The sequence below is a fragment of the Caballeronia sp. AZ1_KS37 genome (assembly GCF_023631165.1).
In the GTDB taxonomy this organism is placed as follows: domain Bacteria; phylum Pseudomonadota; class Gammaproteobacteria; order Burkholderiales; family Burkholderiaceae; genus Caballeronia; species Caballeronia zhejiangensis.
In genome coordinates this window covers 107,551-133,848 of the sequence record NZ_JALQDP010000041.1, presented here as the reverse complement: position 1 = coordinate 133,848, position 26,298 = coordinate 107,551, and the positions used below count along the sequence as shown (strand labels likewise).

Genomic DNA, 26,298 nt, shown 5'->3' with positions numbered 1-26,298 from the left:
CGAGCAAGACATGCAAACGCAACTCTTCATCGACGGCCGCTTCGTGGCCGCCCTGTCCGGCGAAACGCTCGCGACACTGAATCCGCACGACAACAGCGAGATCGCGCAAGTCTCGATGGCCGGCCGCGAGGATGTCGATCGGGCGGTTCAAGCCGCAAAAAAGGCATTCCCGGCGTGGAGCGCGATGGCGGCGGCGGATCGCGGACGCCTGCTCCTGAAACTCGCCGACGCTATCGAAGCGAACGCCGATGAACTCGCGCGCCTCGAATCGATTGACACCGGCCATCCGATTCGCGATACGCGCAATCTCGACGTGCCGCGCACGGCCGCGACGTTTCGTTATTTCGGCGGCATGGCCGACAAGTTCGAAGGCTCGGTGATTCCTGTCGAAGCCGGCTTTCTCAACTATCTGACGCGCGAACCGGTCGGCATCGTCGGACAAGTGGTGCCGTGGAATTTTCCGCTGATGTTCACGAGCTGGAAGATGGCGCCCGCGCTCGCGGCGGGCAATTGCGTCGTGATGAAGCCCGCCGAACTCACGCCCTTGTCGAGCCTCGCGATCGCGCAGTTGATGGCCGAGGTCGGCTTTCCGGCGGGCGTCGTGAACGTGCTGCCGGGTTTCGGTCACGTCGCGGGTCAATACATCGCGGAGCACCCCGAGATCGGCAAGGTGGCGTTCACCGGATCGACGGCGGTGGGCCGCAAGATCGTGCAGGCATCGAGCGGCAATCTGAAGAAAGTGCAGCTCGAACTCGGCGGCAAAGGGGCGAACGTCGTGTTCGGCGACGCGAATCTCGACGCTGTCGTGCAAGGTTCCGCGTTCGGCATCTTTCATAATCAAGGGCAGGCGTGCATTGCGGCGTCGCGGCTGATCGTGCACGAATCCATCGCCGATGACTTGCTCGAACGCTTCACGTCGCTCGCGCGCTCGATCCGCATCGGCGATCCGCTCGATCCGTCCACGGAAATGGGTCCGCTCACATCGCAGATGCATCGCGATCGCGTGCTTTCGTATGTCGATGTCGCGCGGGAGCAGGGCGGTCGCGTGCTCGCGGGCGGCAAGTCGCCGGACGCCGCGGGGCTCGCGAAAGGCTGCTATGTCGAACCGACCATCGTGCAGGCGAAGCCGACCGATCGCGTCGCGCAGGAGGAAGTGTTCGGCCCGTTCGTCACCGTCAGCACGTTCAAATCGGATGAAGAAGGCCTGGCGATTGCCAACGGCACCGAATACGGCCTGGGCGCGGGACTCTGGACGCGCGATCTGCAACGCGCGCATCTCTTCGCGCGGCAACTGAAGAGCGGCATGGTGTGGATCAACTGCTACAAGCGCGTGAGTCCGGGATCGCCTTTCGGCGGCGTCGGCGCGAGCGGATACGGACGCGAGATGGGCTTCGAAGTGATGCGCGAATATACTCAGGCAAAGTCGGTGTGGGTGAATGTCGACGCCAATATTCCGCCTTACTATCCACGTTGAGCGCACCCGAAATCATGCAATCGTTCGTTTATCAGGGCATGCCGTCGCGCGTCGTGTTCGGTGCGGGAAGCATCGAACACGTCGAACGCGAGATCGAACGTCTGGGCGCAAGGCGCGCGCTCATTCTCTCGACGCCGCCGCAACGCGATCAGGCCGAAGCGCTCGCCGAACGCATCGGACATCGCGCGGCGGGCGTGTTCGCCGAAGCGGTGATGCACGTTCCCGTCGAAACGGCGCGCGCGGCGCGGGAGTATGCGGAGCGCATCGGCGCGGATTGCGCGATCGCCATCGGTGGCGGCTCGACGACCGGTCTCGGCAAGGCGATCGCGTTGACATCGTCATTGCCGATACTCGCCGTGCCGACCACTTACGCAGGCTCGGAAATGACGCCGATCTACGGCCTCACCGAAGCCGGCTTGAAGAAGACCGGCCGCGACATGCGCGTGCTGCCGAAAACCGTGATCTACGATCCGCAACTCACGGTCTCGCTGCCTGCGTCGCTTTCAGTGACGAGCGGCATCAACGCGATCGCGCACGCTGCCGAAGGACTGTACGCGCAGGACGCGAATCCCATCGTGAGCCTGATGGCCGAAGAAGGCATTCGCGCGCTCGCGCAAGGGATCGGCAAGGTCGTCCGGAATCCTGAGGATATGAATGCGCGCAGCGATTGTCTCTACGGCGCTTGGCTGTGCGGCGCGGTGCTCGGAAGCGTAGGCATGTCGTTGCATCACAAGCTGTGTCATACGCTCGGCGGTACGTTCAATCTGCCGCACGCGGAAACGCATACCATCGTGCTGCCGCACGCGCTCGCCTATAACCGCGATGCCGCGCCCGGCGCGATGAAGCGCATCGCTCGCGCATTGGACGCCGACGATGCCGCGCAAGGCACATTCGAACTCGCACGAACGAACGGCGCGCCGACCGCGCTCAAGGACATCGGCATGAAGGAGAGCGATATCGACATCGCCGTCGATATCGCGTTGAAAAGCCCGTACTGGAATCCGCGTCCGGTCGAACGCTCGCCGCTGCGTGCGCTGATCGAAGCGGCCTACGAAGGACGACGACCATGAACGAACACCTCACGCAATCCGTCACTGACGCCTTCGGCCAATGCGCCGATACGCGCACGAAGGAGATCGTCGTCGCGCTGGTGCGTCATCTGCATGCGTTCGCGCGCGAAGTGAACCTCACGCACGACGAATGGCGACGCGGCATCGAGTTCCTGACGGCGACGGGCAAGAAGTGCGACGGCATCCGGCAGGAGTTCATTCTGCTGTCGGATACGCTGGGGCTTTCCATCGTGCTCGACGACATCAATCAGCATCTCGATGAAGCCGCGACCGAAAGCAGTCTGCTCGGCCCGTTCTATCGCGATGGCGTGAAGGAATCGGCGTTCGGCGCGAACATCGCGCAAAGCGATGGCGAGCCGGTGTTCTTTCATGGCACGGTCGGCGACGTGAACGGCAAGCCCGTCGCCGATGCGCTGATCGAAGTCTGGCAAACCGCGCCGAACGGCATGTACGAAGGCCAAGACCCGGATCAGCCGGAAGGCAATCTGCGCGGGCGCTTTCGCACGAATGCCGACGGCGCGTACGCGTTCCATTCGATCAAGCCGACGAGCTATCCGATTCCGACCGATGGTCCCGTCGGCCAGATGCTCGTCGCTACGGGACGTCATCCGATGCGTCCCGCGCACATCCATTTTCGTATCGACGCACCCGGCTACGAGCTGCTGACAACCGCGCTCTACTCGTCCGACGATCCGTATGTGAACTCCGATGCAGTGTTCGGCGTGAAGCGCTCGCTCGTCATCGAGTATGTGGCGAAGGAGGGCGGTTACGAGGTGGCGCGCGATTTCACGCTGCTCGTGAAGGAGCGCGCGTGAACGTTCTTTGCGCGCTCGACGACATTCCCGATGGCGGCGGCTTCGAAGCCGCGCCATCGGTTCTCGTTCTGCGACGCGGCGGCGATGCGTGGGCGTATCGCAACGTTTGCCCGCATTTCTCGATACCGCTCAACTACGAGCCCGACGCGTTCTGGACCTATGAAGGCGCGCTGCTGATGTGCGCGCATCACAGCGCGATGTTTCGCTTCGAAGACGGCGTGTGCGTCGATGGTCCATGCCTTGGCGCGAGCCTCAGGCGCATACCCATCAGCATCGACAATGGCCGCGTGCTGATCGAAGGCGAAAGCATCACATAGGATGCGCCGCGACGAAATTCTTGTACGCGGTATAGGCGTCCTTCTGCGTGTGGCCGTCGTTCTCGAGCAAGCCGTATGCGCCGCCGCCCGGAAGACCCGCCGGATCGTCGTAGAGTTGGTACGTCTGAACCGATTCGATGCCGTAGGTCGATGCGAGCGCGACGAACTGCGCCAACATCTTGTTGCCGACGAGATATGCCGCGATCTGCTGATCGGTGCCGAAGTTCGGGCGCACGCCGGCCTCGTTGATCCAGATCGGCTTGCCGAGCGCCTGAAGCGCCGCGAGCACGTTGTGACAGCCCGTGCCGCCGCACGCGTTGGTGATGTCGTTCATGTCCGAGTACCAGTGCCACGCGGTGATGTCCCAATTCACGACCTCATGCCCCGTGCTGCCATCCGGCTCCGTGCCGGCCGCGAGCATTTGCGCGAAGCCGTAGTGCAGCCAGGTGCCGCCGCCCAGAATGATCTTCCCCGACGTATCGACCGACTTGATGCCCGCGATCATCCCGCGAATGACGCCGCGCAGGATCCTGAACTTGGCGGCATCGTATTGCGACGGAAGCACGCCATCGACATTGCCGAGCAGCAGCGCCGATTCCATCTCGTTCGTGACCTCGTAGTACGCATAGCGGCGCGAACTCGCCGTCTGTTGGCCGAGCGCGAAACCGGCGTTGTAGCCGTCGGTTTCGTTGATGAACGTGGCGATGTCCATCAGGATCACCGGATACACGGTGACGCCGCCTGCCGCCATAATGTCGGCGATGCCCGCGAGCTTGTTCGCGGTGCCCTGGCTATAGACCTCGTTGCGATACAGCTTCGCGCCGAGATCCTGCAATTGCGAAAGCTGCAGCGCGGGGCTGGAGATATCGTAGGCGCCGCCTTCATTGTTGTGACCGTTCACGCCGTAGAAGAGTCGCGCGGACGGCGTCGGCGTCGGCGTCGTGGTGCCTGTGTTGCCGGTGCTCGAGTTATCGGTGCTCGTGCTATCCGTGCTCGACGCGGGAGCGGGCGCGCTGGCCGTGGGCGAAGATGTGCCGCTCGACGCGGTGTCGTCGGAGGTGTCGCTCGCGGTGGCGGGCGGGCTCGTCGTGAGCTTGGTCGTCCCCGTGCCCGATGGCGATGTATCCGATCCCGTCACGCTCGCGGAAGAAGCCGACGCGCTGCCGCTCTGCGCGGCGCTACTCGATGATGCGTTGTCGCTGCCACCGCCACCGCCGCCGCCGCATGCGGCGACCAACACGCTCACCGCTGCAACGAGCGCGATAGACTTGAATCGGATGAAGCGGAAGGCCGGAGCGAAGTTCGTCATTTCAATACGGATTACTAAGTGGCTGACATCCATCTCCACGAAGTAGGCGTACGTTGCGCGAGTCGTCCGGACGAACGCGGACGGACCGGTAACGGACCTTCGTCCCGCGTCAGACGCAGGAACGGTGGAATGCTTGTCGATTAACCCCGGTGAGCCGTCCGGAAGAGGGCGCTGCCGGACACGTGGGGCGAAGAGGAGACCGCGTCGAAGCCGGTCTCAATAGGGTTTACGGCAGGGATGAACGGGACTTGAACGAATTTCGTCCGATGCAAACGTTACGACGCGAAAGATCGGGAAAACTTACCCGGAGAGGGGACGGTCCGGTTCGAGCGCCGCGCCGCCGAGGATGGACGTGGCGTCGGCGCGTGCGTTGTCGAGCTGCACGACGCTCGCCTGACGCGCCGCGAGCGCATCGCGGTTCGCGATCGCGGTGAAGATCGCCTTGTGACGCGGTAGTGACAGCGCGTGCGTATTCGGGTGGCGGCTCGTGAGCTTGATCGACTCGCTGAGCGCGAGCGACAGCATGTTGCCGATATACGCGAGCATGTCGTTGTGTGTCGCCGCCATGATCGAGCGATGAAACTCGAGGTCCGGAACGAGCAGATCGGCGGCGGTCTGCGCACCTTCCATGCGCTCATACGCAGCGCCGATGCGCGCGATGTCGTCATCCGTCGCGGAGATGGCCGCGAGCGCGGCGGCGGCCGGTTCGATGATCTGGCGGACTGTCATCAGCGAGCGGAAGAACTCGCCTTCGGGAAGATGGCTGATGGTCCAGACGAGCACGTCCGGGTCGAGCATGTGCCATTCGTCGCGCGCGCGCACGACGCTGCCCACGCGCGGCTTCGATACGACGAGCCCCTTCGCGACGAGCACGCGCGTCGCTTCGCGCAGCACGGGACGGCTCACGCCGTAGCTTTCGCAGAGCGTGGGCTCGGCGGGCAGACGCTCGCCCGGCGCAATGCGCCCGCTGACGATCTGCATGCCGAGCTCCTGCACGATGCGTCCGTGCATGCTCTTGCGTTGCTTGGGGTTGCGGTAATCCATGACGCGCAGCTCGAAACGGCTATTGAGCGGTCGTCGCGCGCATCGCCCGATATTCCCGTCTCACGATATCCATCAGTTCCGCGACCGATGTGTTCGCGCTGCGCTGCTCGTAAGTCACGCGGCCGCGCTGCATCAACATGATGCGATCCGCGATGTCCAGCGTCTGCGCATAGTTGTGCATGATCATGATGATCGAGAGGCCGCCCTTTTCCTTCAAACGCATCACGAGATCGATGATGAGCGCGGCCTCGCGGGCGCCCATCGCGGCGAGCGGCTCGTCGAGCAACAGGATTTTCGCGTTCGAATGCACCGCGCGCGCGACCGCGATCGCCTGACGCTGACCGCCCGACAGACGCTCGACCGGCAGATCGACCGAAGGCACATGTACGCCGATATCCTCGAGACATTGCGCCGCGCGCTCGCGCATCTGCTTGTGGTCGACGAGCCTGAACGGACCGCGCCGCACGATCTCGCGATTGAGGAACATGTTGTGATAAATCGACAGCGAATTCGCGAGCGCAAGGTCCTGATACACGCATTCGATGCCGAGCGCGCGCGCATGATCGACGGACTTCAGCAGCGTTTCCTCGCCGTCCACATGCAGCGTGCCGCTCGTCTGCTGATGAAAGCCCGTGAGAATCTTCACGAGCGTCGACTTGCCCGCGCCGTTGTCGCCGAGAATGCCGAGAATCTCGCCACGGCCGAGCGTAAGCGACACGCCGTCGAGCGCCGTCACCGCGCCGAAGCGTTTGACGAGCTTGTCGCCGCGCAGCGCGAGATCGGTGGCGGCTGCTGCTTGCGGGTCTGCCATCACCGTGCTCCCTTGCGGCGAATGCGGCCGATGTGGATATTGAAGATCATCGCGGCGAGAATCGCGGCGCCGAGAATGATGTTGAACGTGAACGCGTTGATGCCGATGAGCGTGAAGCCATCGCTTAGAATGCCGAGCACCGCCGCGCCGAGCAGTCCGCCGACAATCGTGCCCGAGCCGCCCGTCAAGGGCGTCCCGCCGATCACGGCAGCGGCCACGGCGAGGAACATGATCTGATTGCCGCCCGCTTGCGGATCGATCGACGTGATGCGAAAGCTTTCGAGAATGCCCGTGAATCCGGCGAGCACCGCCGCGAGCACGAAATTGCCGAGCCGCAGCCGGTTCACATGAATGCCCGCTTCGCTCGCGCCGAGCGGATTCGCGCCCGCCGCCTGCGTGTGCAGACCCCAGCGCGTATGCCGCAACAGCACATGCATGACGAACGCGATCGCAACGGTCCAGATGATCTCGCTATAGCCCCACGCGCCCATCACGGCGGCGAATTCCGGCGAGCCCGGCGTCGCGGCGGGCGTGCCGCGCGAGACGGTCAGCGTGATGCCGTTGATGAGAAAGAGCGTGCCGAGCGTCGTCACGAACGAAGGCAGGCGCAGAAAGACCGTCACCGCGCCGTTCACGAAGCCGATGATCGCCGCGGCGATGAGCCCCGCGATCACCGCGAGCCACATCGGCGCGCCCGCTTCGTTCGCGAACACCATCATGAACGGCGCGAATGCGAAGACCATGCCCGCCGACAGATCGATGTCGCCGCCGATCATCAGCATGATCTCGCCGAACGCGATGATCGCGACCGGCGCGACATACTGCGAAAGGTTGACGAGGCTCGCGTTGCTAAACAGGAAGTCGTGGTTGATGAACTGGAAGTAAGCCGCGAGCAGCACGGCCACGAGGAGGATGCGCAACTCCGGCGCCCAATGCGACGCCCACGCACCGCGCGGACTGGCGATCCGCGCGGGCGTCGTTGCTTTACGGGGTTCGTTCACTGTGTTCATCAGGACTTGATGGCCCCTTTCATCGGCACGATTTGCGGCTTGGTGGTCTTGCCTTCATAACGCGTCGACGTGTTGAGATACGGCTCGACCGTATCCTTCGTCACGAACTTGAGACCGGTATTGATGTTCGCCGGCCCGACGAGCCCGCCCGACGCGAGGAACACGAACGCTTCCATCACCGTGTAGAAGCCCTGCACATACGGCTGCTGGTCGATGGTGAAATCGAGGAAGCCTTCGTGGATGAGCTGGATCGTCTGCGGCAACAGATCGAAGCCGCCGCCATGCACGCCCTTCGACGGCAGGTTCGATTCCTTCATCACTTGCGCGACGCCTTGCGTGCTGCCGGCATCGACTGCGAACATGCCTTTCAGGTCCTGATGCCCGAGATAGAACGACTTGATCTTCGACAGTTCTTCGTTGACGGTCGCGCCCGTCGCAACGGTCTGAATGTCGATCTTCTTGCCGGATTTCTTGATCGCATCGCTCGCGCCGTCGAGACGCGGCTGAATGTTCAACTGTCCCGGCGTGGCGATGAAAAGCGCGACCATGCCGCTGTCGATCATGCTGGCGATTCGCTCGCCCATCTGATAACCCGACAGATACAGATCCTGTCCGATGTAAGCGAGCCGCGGATTCGTCTTGCCGCGCGGCGCATCGGCGTTGTAAGCGAATACGGGAATGCCGGCGTCGAGCGCGGCCTGAATGGGCTTGTCGAATGCGTTCGGATCGACGATCGGCACGGCGATCGCATCGGCTTTCGCAGCGATCGCAGAATTCACCGCGCGCACCATTTCGCCCGCGTCGGACGTGGCCGAGCCGGTCCACTGATAGTCCATGCCGAACATGGAGCACGCATCCTGAATGCCGTATTGCGTCGGCACGAAGAACGGGTTCGTCGTCACATGATTGACGAACACGATCTTCCATTTCTTGTGCTGCGGAAACGCCGCTTCGGCCGCTTGCGCGGACGAGATCAAACCGCCGCCACCGGTCACGCCGCCCAGGAGCGACAGCGCCGCGCCGAGTCCCGCGCCCTGCATGATGCCGCGCCGGCCCGCGCTGATGAGCTTGCTGTCGTTTGCGTCGTCATCCCGATTCTGCGCCATGTGTTCCTCCGGTCTCTTCTTCGTTGGTCGATGGGTCGACTCATCGTCGATCGCTGTCAGATACTGGGTTTCACGGCACGTCATACACACGCGGCTTTCATGGATGAAAGAACGAAGCGTTGCGGATGACCATGCGAACAGTGCGAGAGGGCGATTCGAGAGCGCGGCGTTTTGAACTAGTAATTGGGACGACGAAGCCCGCGCGCTGACTTCAATAGACAAACTATATGCAGAGTGTTTTGACGTGGCGATTAGCGTTTTCCCGGTACGCCCCATCGATATAGTCATGCTATTTATAGGTCTTTCCCATCAAGTGATCAAAGCCATGAGCGCCCCAAAAGCCAAGCTCCGTTCGGCCGCGTGGTTCGGCACCGCCGACAAGAACGGGTTCATGTACCGGAGCTGGATGAAAAACCAGGGCATTCCGGACCACGAGTTCGCGGGCAAGCCGATCATCGGCATATGTAATACGTGGTCCGAACTAACGCCGTGCAATTCGCACTTCCGCAAGCTCGCCGAGCACGTGAAGCGCGGCGTGTTCGAAGCGGGCGGGTTCCCCGTCGAGTTTCCGGTGTTCTCCAACGGAGAATCGAATTTGCGTCCCACCGCGATGTTCACGCGCAATCTCGCGAGCATGGACGTCGAGGAAGCGATACGCGGCAATCCCGTCGATGCGGTCGTGCTGCTCGTCGGCTGTGACAAGACGACGCCCGCGTTGCTGATGGGCGCGGCGAGCTGCGACGTGCCCGCGATCGTCGTCTCGGGCGGACCGATGTTGAACGGCAAGCACGAAGGACGCGACATCGGCTCGGGCACGGTCGTATGGCAACTCAGCGAGCAGGTGAAGGCGGGCAAGATTTCGATTCACGAGTTCATGTCGGCGGAAGCGGGCATGTCGCGCTCGACGGGCACCTGCAACACGATGGGCACTGCATCGACGATGGCGTGCATGGCCGAAGCGCTCGGCGTCACGCTGCCGCACAACGCCGCGATTCCGGCGGTCGATTCGCGTCGCTATGTGCTCGCGCATCTGTCGGGCATGCGTATCGTCGAAATGGCGCTCGAGGATTTGCGTCTGTCCAAGCTGCTCACGCGCGAGGCCTTCGAAAACGCGATTCGTGCGAACGCGGCGATCGGCGGATCGACGAATGCGGCGATTCATTTGAAGGCGATCGCGGGGCGCATCGGCGTGAAGCTCGAACTCGACGACTGGACGCGCATCGGTCGCGGCACGCCGACGCTCGTCGATTTGCAGCCTTCGGGCCGCTTCCTGATGGAAGAGTTCTACTACGCCGGGGGCTTGCCCGCCGTCTTGCGGCGTCTCGGCGAAGCGAACCTGATTCCGCATCCGGATGCGCTCACCGCGAACGGCCACACGCTGTGGGAGAACGTGAAGGAAGCGCCGCTCTACAACGACGAAGTGATTCGCCCGCTCGACAAGCCGCTCGTCGCCGATGGCGGATTGTGCGTGCTGCGCGGCAATCTCGCGCCGAATGGCGCGGTGCTGAAGCCGTCGGCGGCGACGGCTGCGTTGCTGAAGCATCGCGGGCGCGCGGTCGTGTTCGAGAACTTCGACGACTACAAGCACCGTATCGCCGATCCCGATCTCGATGTCACGGCGGACTCCGTGCTCGTCATGAAGAATTGCGGGCCGAAGGGTTATCCGGGCATGGCGGAAGTCGGCAACATGGGCTTGCCGCCGAAGCTGCTCGCGCAAGGCGTGACGGACATGGTGCGCGTGTCGGATGCGCGCATGAGCGGCACGGCGTATGGCACCGTCGTGCTGCACGTCGCGCCCGAGGCACGCGCGGGCGGGCCGCTTGCGATCGTGCGCGATGGCGACTGGATCGAGCTCGATTGCGACAACGGCGTGCTACGCATCGACATCGGCGACGATGAAATCCGCGCGCGCCTCGATGCGTGGAACGCGGCGAAGAGCGAGATTCCCGAGGATAAAACGGGTTATCGCAAGCTGTACGTCGAGCACGTTCTTCAGGCCGATGAAGGTTGCGACTTCGACTTTCTCGTCGGATGCCGTGGCGCGGAAGTGCCGAAGCATTCGCACTAGCCGCTATCTGCGCGGCTTCCATGTGGCGATGGCGACGCCGAGCACGGCGACGCCCATCGCATACCATGCGGTCCTCGGCAGCACTTCGCCGAGAAAGAAGTACGACAGCACGGCGGCTGCCGGCGGCACGAAGAAGAACAGCGACGCGACCTGCGAGACCTTGCCCGCACGCGTCATCGCGAGCAGCAGCGTGATCGCGATCAGCGAATTGCCGACGACGAGATACGCGAGCGTCGCGATGAATGTCGGCGTCCATTGCACTTGCGTGTGCTCGAAGAGCAAGGCCATCGGCGCGCAAAACACGAAGCCGACGCTGTATTGCACGAGATTCGATGTCACCGGATCTTGCGCGGTCCCCAGGCGCTTTTCATAGAGCATCGCGGCCGTGATGCCGACGAGCGCGCCGATCGCCATCAGCACCGGACCGAGCGATTCCGCATGCAGCGGCCCGCGCGCGACGATCACGCCGGCCGCGCCCGCGAGCCCGAGCAGCAAGCCGATCCATCTGCGCACGCCGATGCGTTCGCCGACGAACTTCGGCGCGAGCACGCCGACGAGAATCGGCTGCAACGACACGATCAGCGCGAGCACGGACGTCGCGATGCCCGCGGTCATCGACAGATAACTCAGTCCGAAGTACATCACCTGCACGAGAAAGCCGACGACGCCGAGATGCAGCCACGCGCGCGCGTTGCGCGGCCATTGCGGACGCTTCACGGCGCATACCGCGAGCAGCACGCCGACGCTCAATGCGAAACGTATTGCGAGAAACGTCAGCGGCGACGCGTAATGCAGGCCGGTTTTCGCAATCGGAAAGCCGGCGGACCAGAGCAGCAAAAAGAGAATCGGACCGCCGGTCGTGAGCCAGCGGCGTTCGTTGTGCGTGCTGCGGTCTTCCTTCCGGCCGATGTGCGGCGCTTGCGCCATGTTCGCGTCCCCGTGCTTGTAAGCGGATGCTGTCAAAGTACCCGATTGTAGTGTCCGCGACGCTGCGGACGACAAGGACGGTTCGCCGATCGCGTCGCCTTAATCCGCGACATGCACGGCGACATCGGCGAGACTTTCCGCGATCCATTCGGGCGGCGGGGCGTCGGTGAAGAGCGCGTCGATCTGGCTGAGATGCCCGAGTTTCACGAGCGCGGCGCGGCCGAACTTCGAATGATCCGCAACGAGAAACACCGTGCGCGACTGCTCGATGATCGCCTGCGCCACGCGCACTTCCGCGATGTCGAAGTCCCGGAGCGTGCCGTCTTCCTCGATGCTCGAAATGCCGATGATCCCGAAGTCCACCTTGAACATCCGGATGAAGTCGACGGCCTGCTCGCCCACGACGCCCTTGTCGCGCGCGCGCACTTTGCCGCCCGCGACCATCAGGTCCGCGTCGGACTCGTCCGCGAGAATGTTCGCCACGTTCAGGTTATTCGTGATGACGCGCAGGCCCGTATGCTGGCGCAGCGCGCGCGCCACTTCCTCGGTCGTCGTGCCGAGATTGATGAAGAGCGTCGCGTGATTCGGAATCTCCGCCGCGACCCGCCTCGCGATGCGACGCTTCTCGTCGAGAAACATCTGCTGACGCGCCGTGTACGCGGCGTTCTCGGAGCTCGTCAGCGCGCTCGCGCCGCCGTGATATCGGCGCAGCAGGTTCCGATCGGACAGCCAGTTGACGTCGCGCCGGATCGTCTGCGGTGTGACGTCGAATTGCGCCGCGAGGTCTTCGATGGTCGCGAAGCCGTCTCGGGCGACGCGATCCAGCAGCGCGCGCTGCCTGCCGTTCAGTGCTTGGTCGGATGTCATCGAAAGCTGCTCGGAATCGCAAAAAAATGAAAATTATCGGATGCGCGCAGTGTACGACGAAAGCCGCCGCCGACCAACGCCGGCTCTGAAATTGCCGGTTCACATGCGCTCGAACAGTGCGTCCGCCATCTTTCCGTCGACGCCACGCGATGCTACGATGGTTGAAAACGAATATTCAGATTCGTATTCGAACATTCTCCGAACCGGCTGTCTGGAGTGGCCGCATGAGCCAGCGACGTTTTATCCTTGCCCTCGACCAGGGCACGACCAGTTCCCGCGCGATGCTGTTCGCCCATTCGGGCAGCGTGATAGCGAGCGCGCAGCGGGAGTTCGCGCAGCATTATCCGCAGCCGGGGCGGGTCGAGCACGATCCCGCCGACATCTGGCAGTCGCAACTCGCCGTCGCGCACGAAGCGATGCAGAAGGCCGGCGCGCGGGCTTCGGATATCGCCGCCATCGGCATCGCGAATCAGCGCGAAACCACGCTGCTCTGGGACCGGCAAACGGGCGCGCCCGTCGGACCCGCGATCGTCTGGCAGGACCGCCGCACCGCCGCGCATTGCGCCCGTCTGATCGAATCCGGCGCGGAATCGCTCATCGAAGAAAAGACGGGCTTGCGCATCGATCCATACTTTTCCGCGACCAAGCTCGCGTGGCTGCTCGACAGCGCGCCCGGCCTGCGCGCGCGCGCGTGCCGCGGCGAATTGGCGTTCGGCACCGTCGATAGCTGGCTCCTCTGGCAACTGAGCGCAGGCCTCCGCCACGTAACCGATGTATCGAATGCGGCGCGCACCGCGCTCTTCGACATCCGCGCAGGCGCATGGGACGACGAGCTGCTGGCGCTCTTCGATATCCCGCGCGCCGTGCTTCCCGAAGTCGTGGCATCGAGCGGAGCGATCGCCCATACCGACGCCGCGTTGTTCGGCGCGCCGATTCCGATCACAGGCGTCGCCGGCGACCAGCAGGCCGCGACCTTCGGGCAGGGCTGCGTCGAGCCGGGCCTCGTCAAGAATACCTACGGCACCGGCCTTTTCATGCTGATGAACACAGGCGCGCAGCCGGTCGCATCGCGGCATCGGCTGTTGACCACGATCGGCTGGGAATTCGGCGGGCAGCGCACCTACGCGCTGGAAGGCGCGGTTTTCATGGGCGGCGCGATCGTCCAGTGGCTGCGCGACGGTCTCGGGTTCATCGAAAGCGCGGCGGAAATCAGCGCGCTCGCCGCGCAATGTTCGTCGAGCGAAGGCGTCGTGCTCGCGCCCGCATTCGCGGGTCTGGGCGCGCCGTATTGGGATCCCTACGCGCGCGGCACGCTGCTCGGCATGACGCGCGGGACGAATCGCGCGCATATCGCGCGGGCCGCGCTCGAAGCCATCGCGTTCCAGACGGTCGATGTCCTCGACGCGATGGAAGCCGATGCCGGCATCGCCGTGAGCGAGCTGCGCGCGGACGGCGGCGCGTCGCAGAGCGACCTGCTGATGCAGATTCAGGCCGATCTGCTCGGCCGTCCCGTCGTCCGCCCGAGCGTCACGGAATCGACCGCGCTCGGCGCGGCCTGCCTCGCCGGACTCGGATCGGGCTTCTGGTCGAGCCGCGACGAAATCGCGAGCGCGTGGCCGCCCGCGCGCCGGTTCGAACCCGCGATGGCGTCGGCGGAACGCGCGATGCACATCGAGCGCTGGCATCGCGCGATCGATCGCGCCCGCGCCTGGGAACATCCCGCCGAAGAACCGCTTTCCACGGTCTGACATGAAAACGAACATGCCATCCGGACGCGCGGCGCTCTTGCGCGAAACAGATCAGACGCCGTTCTTCGATGTCGTCGTGATCGGCGGCGGCGCGAGCGGTCTCGGCACGGCCGTCGATGCGGCGTCGCGCGGTTATCGGACCTTGCTGCTCGAAGCGCGCGACTTCGCGAAGGGCACATCGAGCAAGGCCACCAAGCTCGTGCACGGCGGCGTGCGCTATCTCGCGCAGGGCAACATCCCGCTCGTTCGCGAAGCGTTGCGAGAGCGCGGACTGCTCGCGCGCAATGCGTCGCATCTCGTGCACGCGCTCGGTTTCATCGTTCCCGCGTACCGGCTCGGCGACAAGCTGACGTACGGCGCGGGCCTCAAGATCTACGACTGGCTCGCGGGCTCGCTCAACCTGCGCGCGAGCCGCAGCCTCGATCTCGCCGAAACCCGCGCGAAATCGCCGATGCTCGCCGAATCGCTGCACGGTCACGCGCTGCGCGGCGGCACGCTTTATTTCGACGGCCAGTTCGACGACGCGCGTCTCGCCATCACGCTGATGCGCACGCTCTTCGATCTCGGTGGCGTCGCGCTGAACAATGCGGCGGTGCGCGGCGTTCAGTTCGATCGCGCGGCGGGGCGTCATCGGCTGGAGGTGGAGGACGTCGAAAGCGGCGACCGGTTCGCGGTGAGCGCGCGCTGCGTCGTCAATGCGACGGGCGTCTGGGTCGATTCGATCCGCGCGATGGCCGAGCCCGGCGCGCGCCCGATCGTCGCGCCGAGCCAGGGCGTGCATCTGACCTTGCCCGGCCGCTTCCTGCGCAGCGATAGCGCGATCCTCGTGCCCAAGACGCAGGACGGGCGCGTGCTGTTCATCGTGCCGTGGCACGGTCACGCGATAGTCGGTACGACCGACACGCCGCGTCACGACTTGCCGCTCGATCCGCGCGCGAGCGACGAGGACATCGATTTCATTCTCGCGACGGCTGCCGATTATCTGTCCGTCAAGCCGACGCGCGACGATGTCCTGAGCGTATGGGCGGGGCTGCGTCCGCTCGTGAAGAGTGACGGCGCGGCATCGACCGCGTCGTTGTCGCGCGAACATACCATCGAAATGAACGCGACCGGCATGATCACCGTGACGGGCGGCAAGTGGACCACGTACCGTCTGATGGCGCAGCAGGTGATCGATCTCGCCGTCTCGAAGCACCTGCTGAGCGCTGCGCCGTGCCGAACGGCGTCGTTGCCGCTGCATGGATCGACGGCGGAGCAACACGGCTACTACGGTTCCGATGGGGCAATCATCGATCGTCTGCCGGGCGCGCAAAACGTTCTGGTGAAGGCGAGCGGCCTGACCGAGGCGCAGACGCGCTTCGCGGCGCGGGCCGAACTCGCGCGCTGTGTCGAGGATGTGCTCGCGCGGCGCAATCGCGCGTTGTTTCTCGATGCCGCCGCCGCCCGCGATGCCGCGCCCGAAGTCGCCAGAATCATCGCCGAAGAACTCGGGCACGGCGCGCAATGGCAAGCGGAAGAAATCGCGCGTTTCGATGCGTTCGCGCGAACCTGGATGCTGTCGTAGCGGCGCGTCGATCAGAACGCGTGCCGGATGCCGACCATCGCGACGAACTGCGACGGTCCCGACGAAGGCGACGCGTTCTGCGAATCGCCGACGACCGCCACGGCATTCGCAATCGCCACGCCGCCCGTTCCGCCCGACGCGATGAGCGACTGACCCCGCGCGTGCTGATACGCCTGCAGCGCATAAAACGTAGTGCGCGCCGACAGGCTGTACGTTTCCTCGAACGAAATCTGGTGATACTGCGCCGCATCGCCGATGCCGTTGGCCCTGCTCGCGCGCGTGTAGCTGTAGCCCGCCGCGACATTCACCGCGGGCGTGAACCGGTAAGTGGCGATGGCGCCGTAGCTGTTGAACACGGCTTCATCGGCGAAAAGCGAGCGCGAGCCCGGCGCATAGTGCACGTTGGAATAGTTGAGGCCGAGCATCAGATCGTTGTACGTGTAGCGCGCCGCCGCCGCGATCAGTTGCGCGCTTTGTGCGCTCGCGTAGCCGTTGTTCACCGGCGAGTTGATCGCGAAGCTCCCGAGCGCCGGGCTGGTCGCGATGTCTTTCAGCTTCACGTAGCCCGCCGCGATCGCGAAAGGCTTGTAGTCGTAGCGAAGCGCGGCACTGAAGTTGCTGCCGCTCGCGATGCTGCCCGGCACGCCGCCGAGCGCGTATTGCACGCTGAACGCGAGACCCGCGATCACCGGCGACGCATACGTGACCGCGTTGTTGAAGCGCAGCGTGGTGTCGAGGGCATCGACGTCGCCGGGATGCGCGCCGGTCGCGCCGGTCAGCACGCCCGTCGGTCCGAGCGCGCCGACCATGCTGAAGTAAGGCGTGTACTGGCGGCCGAGCGTCAGCGTGCCGTAACGCTCGTGGCTCAAGCCCGCATAGGCTTGACGATTGAACATCGCGTTTGCGCTGGCTTGCGCGCCCGTCAGCGAATTGAAGCCGCTTTCGAGCCGGAAGATCGCCTTCGTGCCGCCGCCGAGGTCTTCCGCGCCGAGAAGCCCGAACTTGCTCGCCTGCAGATTGCCCTGGCTCATGTAGACGTTGGACTGCCCGCGCTGGTTGCTGACATACGCGAACGCGTTATCGACGACGCCGTAGAGCGTGACGCTGCTTTGGGCCGTCGCCGTGCCGCTGAACAGGGCGACGGCGAGAGAAATGGACGTGAGGACGCCTGCGCGCGTCCGTGCGCGATTCAAGGACTTCATTGCTGATTACTTTCCCGTGAAGTGTTGAGGCTCAGTCTGCAAGACGCAGCGTGATATGACGCCAGCCGTCCGCGATGCGCTCGCCGGCCAGCTCGCCCGTCGCGCAGGTCGCGACGCGCGTATCCGATGCGGGCACGCTCACGCGGACTTCGTTCTGCACGCGTGGCATCGCGCCGTGGCGTTCTATCGCGATGCGCAGGCTTCGCGCATCGCTTTCGATGACGACGCGCCAGCGCCCGTGCACGCCGTCGCGCCACGCTTCGGATTCGCCGTCGTCTTCGATGCAATCGCCGCGCGCGACGCCGGCGCCCGCGCAAGGCAACGCGATGAACGCGCGTTCATCGGCCCGACGCGCGAAGTGCTGCTCCGCGATGTTCAGCGGAATCACATGGCCTTCGCGGATCAGCATGACGGGGCGATCGTGCGGCGCGGGCAGCGTGACCGTTTGGCCGCCGTCGAAGACTTCGCCGCTCCAGTAGGACGACCAGCGCGCGCCCTTCGGCAGATGGATGCGTCGCTCGCTTTGCGCCGCCTCGACGACCGGCGCGACGAGCAGCGACGAGCCGAGCATCATGTCGTCGCCGTCTTCGAGGCAGAGCGGATCGTCGGGGAATTCGGCGAACATCGGACGGAGCACCGGTTCGTACGCGCGATGCGATCGCCACAGCAGTTGATACAGGTACGGAATCAGCCGGTAACGCAGCTTGATGAGACCGGCGATGAGATGGGTAGTTTGCGGATACATCCAAGGCTCGTTGACGGTGCCGTCGTCGTTCCATGAGTGGATGGAAAAGCGCGGCAGAAAGATGCCGAACGCGACCCAGCGCGACAGCAGTTCAGGATCCGGCGCGGGCCCCGCGAAGCCGCCGATGTCATGCCCGCTGTTCGACACGCCCGACATCGCGAGACCGAGGCCCATCTTGAGATTGAAGCGCAGCGTGTCCCACGACGTGTAGTTGTCGCCCGACCACGTCTGCACATATCGATGCATGCCGACGCCGCCCGAGCGCGATACGAGAAACGGCCGCACGCCGGGCGCATGTTCGCGCTGCGCGTCGCGCGAGGCGCGCATCATCAGTTGCGTCTGCAGGACCTTGGCCTCGCGCGCCGGAAACGGCTCGCCGAAGCCGCGCGCGATTGCATCCGCGCTCCAGATTTCGAACTCGTTGTTGTCGTTCCACGTCGCGGCGATGCCGTGCGCGAGCAGGCTTTCCTTCACGCGCGCTTTCCACCAGTCGATGGTCCGCGGATTCGTGAAGTCGAGATACGCGCCGACTTCGTCCCAGAACTGCACCCACGTCGGTTCGCCGTCGCGCGTTTCGATCAGGAGACCGGCATCGGCGACGGAATCGAACAGCGGGTGATCCCGCAGCAGACACGGCTTGATGTTCGGACACAGCCGCACGCCTTCGCGCAGATAGCTCGTCACGAAACCGTCGATATCGGGAAACTTGTCGCGATTCCAGTTGAACACGTAGCGCTTGCCGCCAATCGACGTATAGCCCGACGAAAGATGGAACGAATCGCACAGGATGTCGTGCTCGCGGCATCGGTCGATGAATTCGGCCATGCGCTTTTGCGCGTCGGGGGCGTCGGTGTAGCTCATCGTCGAGCCGGAGTAGCCGAGGCCCCACTTCGGCATCCACGCGGGACGACCCGTCAGCCATGTAAAGCGGCGCACGGCGTGAAGCGGCGTGTCGGGCGACGCGATGAAGTAATAGTCGAGATCGCCGTGCTCCGCGATGAAGTGCCGATAGTGCCCGTGATAGTTGTCGAGCTCGCGGCCCATGTCGAAGCGGCAATCGGCGAGCGTGTCGTAGAAGAGACCGAAGCCCGTCGATGTCTCCGGCTGCCACGTCACGTAGAACGGAATGTGCTTGTAGAGCGGATCGGTCGTGCGGGCGTTGTAGCCCATCGCATCGACGTTGCGCATCTCGTAGCTTTGATTCGCGCGGTCGAGCGAACCCGCGCGTTCGCCGAGTCCCACGTACATTTCGCCCGGCTTGCGCGCGATGTAGTGATACACGCGCTCGTCCCACCAGCCGAAGTTGTACGCCTGCGTCTTGCGATCGTTCATGACGTGATGCCACTGGCGGCCGCGCACGATTTGCCACGAGCAGAAGCCGCCGTCGAGCGCAATCGTCAAGCGGATCATCGCTGTCTCGATGACGACGTGTTGGTCATCGTCCGACATCGTGAACGGTGCGCTCGCGAAGCCGCTCGTATCGTAGCGGTCGCGTCCTTCGAGCGGCACGTCGTCCTGTCCGGGCGCGATCGCCCAGGTGCGCGGCCCGCGCAGTTCGCCGTGCGGCAAGACCAGCACGCGGATGATGTCATCGGCGAGGACGAACAGTTCGATGCCCGCGCCATCGGCGGAACTCAGCGCGACGCGGTTGTCCGTTCGCTCCGAAATCGCGAAACGCGGACGATTCTTCAAGTTGGCCATGATGTGTCTCCCGTTCATTCGATCTCAGGCGGCCCGATGCGCCGCGCCGGGCGGATTCGCGTCGCTCGTCACGCCGCGCATCAGCACGACGAGCAGCGCCGCGCCGATCAGGTCGAACGCGCCGAGCGCGGCGAAGAGCGGCGTGAAGCCCACCGAATCCGCGAGCGCGCCGACGACGAGCGAAAAGCCCAGTCCGCCGATCCACGCCGCCATGCCCGCGAAGCCCGCGGCGGTGCCGACTTCGCCGGGCTCGAAGACATCGGCGGCGAGCGTGTTGACGAGCGCCGAGATCATCTGATGCGCGAAGCCGCCGACGCAGAACAGCGCGATGGCTTCATACGGCGACGCGACGAGCCCGATGCACGCGGGCCCGATCATCATGAACGCGCCGAGCACGACGCCCGCGATGCGCGACGCGATGAGCGGCACGCGGAAACGCTTCATCAGAAACGGCGAAAGATAGCCGCCGAACAGCCCGCCGAGATCGGCGGCGAGAAACGGCAGCCACGCGAACATGGCGATCTGCTTGAGATCCATGTGACGCTCGGTCGCGAGATAGAGCGGAATCCAGAAGCTGAAGGTTTGCCACGCGGGTTCGGCGAAAAAGCGCGCCTGCGCGATGGCCCAGAAGCGGCGCGTGCCGAGCACTTCGCGGATGCGGCGTTGCTCGCCCGGGCGGTTCGTCACGGGCGTTTGCCCTTCGATGATCGCGTTCTTCTCCTGCTCGCCGATCTTCGGATGCTCGCGCGGCCCGCGATACAGCCAGTACCAGAACGCGGCCCAGACGAAGCCCATCGCGCCGGTCACGACGAACGCGCTTTGCCATCCGTAGCGCAGCGAAAGAAAGACGACGAGCGGCGGCGCGAACAGCGAGCCGAGCGACGTGCCGGCGTTGAAGTAGCCGACCGCGACCGACTTCTCGCGATTCGGAAACCATTCTGCGACGACCTTCATCCCCGCCGGAATCGCGACGGCTTCCGAGAGGCCCATGAGTCCGCGCAGCGCCGCGAGCGACACCCAGCCGCCGGCGAGCGCGTGCGCCATGCCGGTCGCGGACCAGAGGCACGCGAACAGCGCGAAGCCGAGCCGCAGCCCGATTACATCGATGATGAGTCCGCACACCGGCTGCATGATCGTATAGCCGACCTGAAACGCGGCGACGACATAGGAATACTGCTGCGTGCTCATGTTCATGAGCGTTTTCAGCTCGGCGGCCATGACGCCGAGCGCGTTGCGCGAAAGATAGTTGACGATCGTGCCCGCGCAGACGAGCGCGATGATCCACCAGCGCAAGCCGATGACTGTTTTCAAGATTGAGTCTCCGTTGTTCTCGACGGGCGATGAGCGGCGGCGCGCCGTGCCCTTTCTGTTCGGCTATCGCGATGATCGAATTCGAACGTTCGGCATCGAAAAGCCGGTTCAATCCTACTCTCGGCGACCGAAATTTATCTCAATTGCGACAAATAGTTTCGTTTCATCGATCGAATGTTCGTTTGCGATCATGTGGCGTCGAGCCAATGCGCAAGCCCCGGGCAAACGCCTACGCCCGATTTAACCGGCCATTACCCTTTGCGCGCGCGGCTTCCTAAACTTCACTAAAAAGGGGAGGCGCTCATGTCAAAGCTCATTCACACGATGATTCGCGTGCAGGACCTGCAACGCTCGCTCGATTTCTACGAGAAGGCTTTCGATCTCGGCGTCGCGCACCGGCTGGACTTTCCGGACTTCACGCTCGCCTATCTGCGCAACGACGAAACCAACGCCGAGCTCGAACTCACCTGGAACAAGGGACGCGCCGAGCCATACACACATGGCGACGGCTACGGCCACGTCGCGGTGAGCGTGCCGGATGCGAAGGCGGAGCGCGAGCGTCTGATCGGCCTCGGTCTCTCACCCAACGACGTGCGCGAATTCAAGAACGACGACGGCTCGCTCATCGCGCGTTACTTCTTCATTCAGGATCCGGACGGCTACAAGATCGAAGTTCTCGAACGGCATGGACATTACGAATAGTCAGATAGTCAGCGGCATCACGCGGGACCACACACATAAATAAGCTGTTGCAGTGCCCCACAAGGAGAGAGACATGCGAGACACGATCATCCCGATCGTCGCGCAGCGGCGCGCGCACGACGGTGAAGAGCATCACGACCACGACGACATCGCCGCGCCACCGAACATCGCACTGACGCGACGCGAATTTCTGCGCGGCACCGGCGTGCTGGTCGGCACCATCGCGGCGACCTCGATCTTCGCGAGCCTCGCGCCGAGCCGCGTCTGGGCGCTCGAAATGCAGGGGCTCGACACGCATCAGGGCGAAGTGCTGCTGCAAGTCACGCGACAGATCTATCCGCACGCAACACTCGATGACGCCGTCTACGCGCTCGTCGTCAAGGATCTCGACGCCAAGGCGAAAGCCGATCCCGCCGTGCGCCAGCAACTCGCCGACGGCGTCGCGCAGCTCGACGCCAAAGCCGGCTCCGACTGGACGAGGCGCGGCGCGAACGACAAGGCGCAGGACGTCGCCGCGCTCGCGGGCACGCCGTTCTTCAACACCGTACGCAGCACGGCCGTCGTGTCCCTGTACAGCAACGCGCTGGCGTATCAGCACTTCGGCTATGGCGCATCGAAGGGCGATGGCGGCTATCTCTATCAGGGTTTCAACAACCTGTCATGGCTGCCCGATCCGCCTCTCGCGAACAGCGGTCCGATTCCGAAAGACAGCTAACCCATTCGAGCGATCCGACGGAAAACGGAGACAGACATGTACACGGACAACAAGGTGCAGTTCAGGCACAACGACGATCACGTCGTGGTGATCATCGGATCGGGCGCGGGCGGCGGGACGCTCGCCAACGAACTCGCGCAGAAGGGCGTCGACGTGGTCGTGCTCAAGCAGGCGCGATGCACACGCAAGGCGATTTCGCGACGGAAGAGTGGAGCGCGTTCAAGCAGCTTTCATGGCTCGACAATCGCACGACATCGGGCAACTGGCGCGTCGCGAAAGATTTCCCCAACCTGCCCGCGTGGATCTGCAAGACCGTGGGCGGCACGACGGTCCACTGGGCGGGCGCGAGCCTGCGCATTCAGCCGCACGAGTTCAAGGCCAAGACGACTTACGGCGACGTGCAGGGCGCCAATCTGCTCGACTGGCCGGTGACGCGCGCGGAGCTCGATCCCTACTACGACCGCGCCGAAAAGAAGATGGGCGTCACGCGCACGAACGGCAATCCGGGCCTGCCGGGCAACAACAACTTCAAAGTGATGTCGGCGGGCGCGGCGAAGCTCGGCTACAAGGAGTGCAACACCGGCCATATGGCGATCAACAGCACGGTCCGCGACGATCGCACGCACTGCTTTCAGCGCGGCTTCTGCTTTCAGGGCTGCCGCATGGGCGCGAAGTGGTCGACGCTCTATACCGAACTGCCGCGCGCGCAGGCGACGGGCCGCATGGAATTGCGCCCGCAATCGCATGTCGTGAAGATCGAGCACGATGCGCGCGGCAAGGCGACGGGCGTCGTCTATTACGACAAGGACGGCAAGCTGCAACGGCAGAGGGCGCGCGTCGTCGCGGTGGCGGGCAATGCGATCGAGACGCCGCGGCTCCTGCTCAACTCGCAGTCGAGCAAGTTCCCCGATGGCCTCGCGAACGGCTCGGGCCAGGTCGGCCGCAACTACATGCGGCACACGACAGGCTCGGTCTACGGCGTGTTCAACGACAAGGTCGAGATGTTCAAGGGCACGACGATGGCCGGCATCATCGAGGATGAATCCGTGTTCGATCCGAAGCGCGGCTTCGCGGGCGGCTATCACATGGAGACGCTTTCGCTCGGGCTGCCCTTCTATGCAGCGTTTCTCGACCCCGGCTCGTGGGGGCCGAACTTCGCGGCGGCGATGGATCAGTATCAGTACACGGCGGGCATGTGGATCGTCGGCGAGGACATGCCGCGCGAACAGAACCGCATCACGCTCAACACCGACGTGAAGGATCAGTACGGCTTGCCGGTGCCGAACGTCCACTTCGACGATCATCCGAATGACGAAGCGATGCGCCAGCACGCGTACAAGCAGGGCAGCGCGGTGTACGAAGCGGCGGGCGCGAAGGCGACGTATCTCGTGCCGCCGTATCCGTCGACGCACAATCTCGGCACCGCGCGCATGAGCGCGAAAGCCGCCGACGGCGTCTGCAATTCGCATGGCCAGACGCACGAAGTGGCGAACCTGTTCATCTCCGATGGCAGCCAGTTCACGACGGGCGCGGCGGAAAACCCGACGCTCACGATCGTCACGCTGGCGATCCGTCAGGCCGACTACATCGCCGGCCAGTTGAAGCAGCGCAGGGTTTGACGTGATTGCCGATGATTGCGTAGCGGAATAGTTTGTTCGGTCGGCCGTCGTGCGACGAGCATGGCGGCCCGTTTCCTGGAGATCAACGTCATGTGTCGGGTGTACATCAACGCCGATCCGATCCTCTATGAATCGCGCACGCGTTCGCTGCGCATTCATGGTGTGATCACTACGGTCCGGCTCGAAAATCTCTTCTGGGACGTGCTGCACGAAATCGCCGGGCGCGAAAATCTCACGACGAGCCAGTTCGCCGTCAAGCTCTACGACGAACTGATCGCGCTGCGCGGCGAAGCGCCGACCAACTTCGCGTCGTTTCTGCGCGTGTGCTGTTTGCGCTATCTGTCGATGCGCGAGGCGAAGCAGGCGGCCGAAGGCGAGGCGGCGGGCGCGGTGGCCCTGCGTGTGCTGAAAGCGGGCTAGTTCGACGCATTCCTCATTGAACGCGAGCGCGCCGGGCTTCGGCGTGCCCCTTTCCGTCAGCCAAAGCGATGGTGACATCGGCCAAGCGCCGCCCGCCGTCCCATTCAGCATCTAGCATCCTGTTCGACCGACAACGAACGACGACGCATCCGCGGTGATGCACGCCCGGACGCCGTTTGCCGCGGAGTCTCGAGCATGCTTTTCAATTCCTATTCGTTCATCTTCGCGTTTCTTCCCGTGGTTTTCGTCGGCGCGTTTCTGCTCGGGCGTTATAGCCATCGGCTCGCTGCGCTCTGGCTCGGGCTGGCGTCGCTTTGGTTTTATGCAATATGGACGCCACGCTTTGTCGTGCTCTTGCTCGGTTCCATCCTGTTCAACTATGCCGCCGCGTGGTGGATCGGCAGGGAAAGCGAAAGGAAAAGCGGCCATCCGAAGCTGATTCTTATCGGCGCCATAACAATCGATCTGGGTCTGCTCGGCTACTATAAATACGCCAACTTTCTCATCGATTCATCGAATCATCTGCTGGGGATGAATCTTGCGGCGCTCGACATCATTCTGCCGTTGGGAATCTCGTTCTTTACGTTCACGCAGATCGCCTTTCTCGTCGATGTCTATCGCGGCATCGCGCGCGAATATAACTTCGTCAACTACTTACTGTTCGTCACGTATTTCCCGCATCTGATCGCAGGACCGGTGCTGCATCACAGTCAGATGATGCCGCAGTTCGGCAATCCGAAAACCTTCCGGATGAATCCGGAGAACATATCCGCCGGATTGACGGTTTTCGTGCTGGGGCTCGCGAAGAAAGTTCTGATTGCAGACACGCTAGCCAAAGGCGCCGTGCCGCTTTTCAGCGCGGCGAGTGCGGGCGTGCCGCTGACTTTCTTCGAAGCCTGGACGGGCGCGCTCGCGTACACGCTCCAGTTGTATTTCGACTTTTCCGGCTATTGCGATATGGCCGTGGGCATCTCACTGCTCTTCAACGTCAAACTTCCGATCAATTTCGATTCGCCCTATAAGGCGGCCAGCATCATCGACTTCTGGCGGCGCTGGCACATGACGCTATCCGCGTTTCTGCGGGATTACCTGTATATACCGCTCGGCGGAAGCAAACACGGCGGCCCGCTGCGCCGCTACGTCAATCTGATGATAACGATGCTATTGGGCGGCTTGTGGCACGGCGCCGGATGGACGTTCATCGCGTGGGGCGGATTGCATGGCGCGTATCTGATCGTGAATCACGGCTGGCGCGCCGTGTCTCCGCGTCTGGGAATAGATGGTTCGAGCCGGTTCGCGCGAATCGCAGGCGTAGCGCTGACCTTTTTAGCCGTCGTCGTGGGATGGGTTTTCTTCAGGGCCGAGAACTTTCAGACCGCCTGGAACATGCTCGCGGGCATGGCGGGTTTTCACGGTGTTTCGCTACCTGCGTCTTTGGAACGGCATATCGCTCCCGTTCTCGGTTCGAAGCTGCGTTTCGACGGCTTTCTGCCATCCGTCGGCATTCCGTCGATGGTGCTCGTCACGCTGCTGTTCGGCTTCGTTCTCGTGTGGGGATTTCCGAACCTGCAGCGTTTGCTGGAGCGCTACAGGTCGGCTGAACTTTCATTCACGCGCGTCCGGAACCGGATATTGCCGCGCCGGGTCGACGCCACGTTATTGGCCGCAAGTCTTTCGGCGTTGCTCTTTTTCGTCGTGGTTCTGGCTATTGGATCAGCGGGTCCATCGGAGTTTCTCTATTTCGAGTTCTGAC

24 protein-coding genes are annotated in these 26,298 nt (G+C 63.7%); 14 read left to right on the top strand and 10 right to left on the bottom strand.

All coding sequences use genetic code 11. From position 1 onward, the window contains the following. Positions 1-10 precede the first annotated feature (10 nt). Genes NCS00_RS28685 through NCS00_RS28670 form a run of 4 tightly spaced genes read left to right on the top strand, consistent with a single transcriptional unit; the run spans position 11 to position 3,676 of the window. Positions 11-1,474, top strand: a complete 1,464-nt coding sequence (locus NCS00_RS28685; RefSeq protein WP_250441621.1) for an aldehyde dehydrogenase family protein — start codon at positions 11-13, stop codon at positions 1,472-1,474. A 14-nt stretch (positions 1,475-1,488) separates the two neighbouring features. Next, positions 1,489-2,544 (top strand): maleylacetate reductase, encoded by a 1,056-nt coding sequence (locus NCS00_RS28680; RefSeq protein WP_250441620.1) that lies wholly within the window; start codon positions 1,489-1,491, stop codon positions 2,542-2,544. Then, positions 2,541-3,359: an intradiol ring-cleavage dioxygenase gene (locus NCS00_RS28675; RefSeq protein ID WP_250441619.1), complete on the top strand. Its 819-nt coding sequence runs from the start codon at positions 2,541-2,543 to the stop codon at positions 3,357-3,359. Before NCS00_RS28680 ends, NCS00_RS28675 begins: the two co-directional genes overlap by 4 nt. Further along, positions 3,356-3,676, top strand: a complete 321-nt coding sequence (locus NCS00_RS28670; protein WP_250441618.1) for a Rieske (2Fe-2S) protein — start codon at positions 3,356-3,358, stop codon at positions 3,674-3,676. Before NCS00_RS28675 ends, NCS00_RS28670 begins: the two co-directional genes overlap by 4 nt. Here the strand turns inward: NCS00_RS28670 and NCS00_RS28665 are convergent. Then, complete coding sequence (locus NCS00_RS28665) at positions 3,669-4,577, bottom strand: hypothetical protein (protein ID WP_008346106.1); 909 nt, start codon at positions 4,575-4,577, stop codon at positions 3,669-3,671. The genes NCS00_RS28670 and NCS00_RS28665 overlap by 8 nt on opposite strands. Positions 4,578-4,617: 40 nt before the next feature. Between NCS00_RS28665 and NCS00_RS33580 the strand changes: the two genes are divergently transcribed. Beyond that, the gene (locus tag NCS00_RS33580; protein WP_350029267.1) at positions 4,618-5,031 is read left to right on the top strand and encodes a hypothetical protein; all 414 of its coding nucleotides are present in this window, start codon (positions 4,618-4,620) and stop codon (positions 5,029-5,031) included. Between the two features lie 254 nt (positions 5,032-5,285). Here the strand turns inward: NCS00_RS33580 and NCS00_RS28660 are convergent, their stop codons facing one another. Genes NCS00_RS28660 through NCS00_RS28645 form a run of 4 tightly spaced genes read right to left on the bottom strand, consistent with a single transcriptional unit; the run spans position 5,286 to position 8,956 of the window. After that, positions 5,286-6,029: a FadR/GntR family transcriptional regulator gene (locus tag NCS00_RS28660; protein ID WP_008346102.1), complete on the bottom strand. Its 744-nt coding sequence runs from the start codon at positions 6,027-6,029 to the stop codon at positions 5,286-5,288. A 19-nt stretch (positions 6,030-6,048) separates the two neighbouring features. Beyond that, positions 6,049-6,840 carry an ATP-binding cassette domain-containing protein gene (locus NCS00_RS28655; RefSeq protein ID WP_250441616.1) on the bottom strand — a complete coding sequence of 264 codons (792 nt, stop codon included), beginning with the start codon at positions 6,838-6,840 and terminating at the stop codon, positions 6,049-6,051. Beyond that, positions 6,840-7,850, bottom strand: a complete 1,011-nt coding sequence (locus NCS00_RS28650) for an ABC transporter permease (RefSeq protein ID WP_008346099.1) — start codon at positions 7,848-7,850, stop codon at positions 6,840-6,842. The genes NCS00_RS28655 and NCS00_RS28650 overlap by 1 nt, the downstream gene beginning before the upstream one ends. Next, positions 7,850-8,956, bottom strand: coding sequence for a sugar ABC transporter substrate-binding protein (locus NCS00_RS28645; protein ID WP_008346098.1), 1,107 nt, complete (start codon positions 8,954-8,956; stop codon positions 7,850-7,852). Before NCS00_RS28645 ends, NCS00_RS28650 begins: the two co-directional genes overlap by 1 nt. A gap of 325 nt (positions 8,957-9,281) precedes the next feature. Between NCS00_RS28645 and NCS00_RS28640 the strand changes: the two genes are divergently transcribed. Further along, positions 9,282-11,024: an IlvD/Edd family dehydratase gene (locus NCS00_RS28640; RefSeq protein ID WP_008346097.1), complete on the top strand. Its 1,743-nt coding sequence runs from the start codon at positions 9,282-9,284 to the stop codon at positions 11,022-11,024. A 3-nt stretch (positions 11,025-11,027) separates the two neighbouring features. Here NCS00_RS28640 and NCS00_RS28635 read toward each other — a convergent pair whose 3' ends face one another. Both NCS00_RS28635 and NCS00_RS28630 read right to left on the bottom strand, forming a co-directional pair. Continuing rightward, positions 11,028-11,951 carry a DMT family transporter gene (locus tag NCS00_RS28635; protein WP_250441615.1) on the bottom strand — a complete coding sequence of 308 codons (924 nt, stop codon included), beginning with the start codon at positions 11,949-11,951 and terminating at the stop codon, positions 11,028-11,030. Between the two features lie 99 nt (positions 11,952-12,050). Then, positions 12,051-12,818, bottom strand: a complete 768-nt coding sequence (locus tag NCS00_RS28630; RefSeq protein WP_008346095.1) for a DeoR/GlpR family DNA-binding transcription regulator — start codon at positions 12,816-12,818, stop codon at positions 12,051-12,053. A 224-nt stretch (positions 12,819-13,042) separates the two neighbouring features. On the opposite strand from NCS00_RS28630, the gene glpK reads away from it, so the two are divergent. Further along, the gene (gene glpK, locus NCS00_RS28625; RefSeq protein ID WP_250441614.1) at positions 13,043-14,566 is read left to right on the top strand and encodes a glycerol kinase GlpK; all 1,524 of its coding nucleotides are present in this window, start codon (positions 13,043-13,045) and stop codon (positions 14,564-14,566) included. 1 nt (position 14,567) lies between these two features. Then, positions 14,568-16,130 (top strand): glycerol-3-phosphate dehydrogenase/oxidase, encoded by a 1,563-nt coding sequence (locus tag NCS00_RS28620; protein WP_502801606.1) that lies wholly within the window; start codon positions 14,568-14,570, stop codon positions 16,128-16,130. Positions 16,131-16,141: 11 nt separating this feature from the next. Here the strand turns inward: NCS00_RS28620 and NCS00_RS28615 are convergent, their stop codons facing one another. From NCS00_RS28615 to NCS00_RS28605, 3 genes are read right to left on the bottom strand one after another with little or no spacing between them, the layout of a single operon-like run. Further along, entirely contained in the window at positions 16,142-17,332 is a 1,191-nt protein-coding gene (locus tag NCS00_RS28615; protein WP_250441612.1) for a porin, read from the bottom strand. A gap of 31 nt (positions 17,333-17,363) precedes the next feature. Beyond that, positions 17,364-19,778, bottom strand: a complete 2,415-nt coding sequence (locus NCS00_RS28610) for a glycoside hydrolase family 31 protein (RefSeq protein ID WP_250441611.1) — start codon at positions 19,776-19,778, stop codon at positions 17,364-17,366. Between the two features lie 24 nt (positions 19,779-19,802). Further along, complete coding sequence (locus NCS00_RS28605) at positions 19,803-21,089, bottom strand: MFS transporter (RefSeq protein WP_008346087.1); 1,287 nt, start codon at positions 21,087-21,089, stop codon at positions 19,803-19,805. A gap of 303 nt (positions 21,090-21,392) precedes the next feature. Between NCS00_RS28605 and NCS00_RS28600 the strand changes: the two genes are divergently transcribed. The 6 genes from NCS00_RS28600 (at position 21,393) to NCS00_RS28580 (ending at position 26,297) form a co-directional block, all read left to right on the top strand. After that, the gene (locus NCS00_RS28600) at positions 21,393-21,791 is read left to right on the top strand and encodes a VOC family protein (RefSeq protein ID WP_008346085.1); all 399 of its coding nucleotides are present in this window, start codon (positions 21,393-21,395) and stop codon (positions 21,789-21,791) included. A 73-nt stretch (positions 21,792-21,864) separates the two neighbouring features. Further along, on the top strand, positions 21,865-22,506 hold the full coding sequence (locus NCS00_RS28595) for a twin-arginine translocation signal domain-containing protein (protein WP_008346083.1): 642 nt from the start codon (positions 21,865-21,867) through the stop codon (positions 22,504-22,506). A gap of 36 nt (positions 22,507-22,542) precedes the next feature. Continuing rightward, complete coding sequence (locus NCS00_RS33575; protein ID WP_350029741.1) at positions 22,543-22,938, top strand: FAD-dependent monooxygenase; 396 nt, start codon at positions 22,543-22,545, stop codon at positions 22,936-22,938. Continuing rightward, positions 22,821-24,125: a GMC family oxidoreductase gene (locus NCS00_RS28590; protein WP_350029740.1), complete on the top strand. Its 1,305-nt coding sequence runs from the start codon at positions 22,821-22,823 to the stop codon at positions 24,123-24,125. Before NCS00_RS33575 ends, NCS00_RS28590 begins: the two co-directional genes overlap by 118 nt. Positions 24,126-24,215: 90 nt before the next feature. After that, a complete protein-coding gene (locus tag NCS00_RS28585) occupies positions 24,216-24,545 on the top strand; it encodes a ribbon-helix-helix domain-containing protein (protein WP_033536923.1) in 330 nt (109 codons plus the stop codon). Positions 24,546-24,740: 195 nt separating this feature from the next. Then, positions 24,741-26,297, top strand: a complete 1,557-nt coding sequence (locus tag NCS00_RS28580) for an MBOAT family O-acyltransferase (RefSeq protein ID WP_250441610.1) — start codon at positions 24,741-24,743, stop codon at positions 26,295-26,297. Position 26,298: the final 1 nt, after the last annotated feature.

Bases quoted from the DNA above. Each gene is read 5' to 3' on its own strand.
- NCS00_RS28685 (WP_250441621.1), top strand. From the start codon at position 11: ATGCAAACGCAACTCTTCATCGACGGCCGCTTCGTGGCCGCCCTGTCC.
- NCS00_RS28680 (WP_250441620.1), top strand. From the start codon at position 1,489: ATGCAATCGTTCGTTTATCAGGGCATGCCGTCGCGCGTCGTGTTCGGT.
- NCS00_RS28675 (WP_250441619.1), top strand. From the start codon at position 2,541: ATGAACGAACACCTCACGCAATCCGTCACTGACGCCTTCGGCCAATGC.
- NCS00_RS28660 (WP_008346102.1), bottom strand. From the start codon at position 6,029: ATGGATTACCGCAACCCCAAGCAACGCAAGAGCATGCACGGACGCATC.
- NCS00_RS28655 (WP_250441616.1), bottom strand. From the start codon at position 6,840: ATGGCAGACCCGCAAGCAGCAGCCGCCACCGATCTCGCGCTGCGCGGC.
- NCS00_RS28650 (WP_008346099.1), bottom strand. From the start codon at position 7,850: ATGAACACAGTGAACGAACCCCGTAAAGCAACGACGCCCGCGCGGATC.
- NCS00_RS28645 (WP_008346098.1), bottom strand. From the start codon at position 8,956: ATGGCGCAGAATCGGGATGACGACGCAAACGACAGCAAGCTCATCAGC.
- NCS00_RS28640 (WP_008346097.1), top strand. From the start codon at position 9,282: ATGAGCGCCCCAAAAGCCAAGCTCCGTTCGGCCGCGTGGTTCGGCACC.
- NCS00_RS28635 (WP_250441615.1), bottom strand. From the start codon at position 11,951: ATGGCGCAAGCGCCGCACATCGGCCGGAAGGAAGACCGCAGCACGCAC.
- NCS00_RS28630 (WP_008346095.1), bottom strand. From the start codon at position 12,818: ATGACATCCGACCAAGCACTGAACGGCAGGCAGCGCGCGCTGCTGGAT.
- glpK (WP_250441614.1), top strand. From the start codon at position 13,043: ATGAGCCAGCGACGTTTTATCCTTGCCCTCGACCAGGGCACGACCAGT.
- NCS00_RS28620 (WP_502801606.1), top strand. From the start codon at position 14,568: ATGAAAACGAACATGCCATCCGGACGCGCGGCGCTCTTGCGCGAAACA.
- NCS00_RS28615 (WP_250441612.1), bottom strand. From the start codon at position 17,332: ATGAAGTCCTTGAATCGCGCACGGACGCGCGCAGGCGTCCTCACGTCC.
- NCS00_RS28610 (WP_250441611.1), bottom strand. From the start codon at position 19,778: ATGGCCAACTTGAAGAATCGTCCGCGTTTCGCGATTTCGGAGCGAACG.
- NCS00_RS28600 (WP_008346085.1), top strand. From the start codon at position 21,393: ATGTCAAAGCTCATTCACACGATGATTCGCGTGCAGGACCTGCAACGC.
- NCS00_RS28595 (WP_008346083.1), top strand. From the start codon at position 21,865: ATGCGAGACACGATCATCCCGATCGTCGCGCAGCGGCGCGCGCACGAC.
- NCS00_RS33575 (WP_350029741.1), top strand. From the start codon at position 22,543: ATGTACACGGACAACAAGGTGCAGTTCAGGCACAACGACGATCACGTC.
- NCS00_RS28585 (WP_033536923.1), top strand. From the start codon at position 24,216: ATGTGTCGGGTGTACATCAACGCCGATCCGATCCTCTATGAATCGCGC.
- NCS00_RS28580 (WP_250441610.1), top strand. From the start codon at position 24,741: ATGCTTTTCAATTCCTATTCGTTCATCTTCGCGTTTCTTCCCGTGGTT.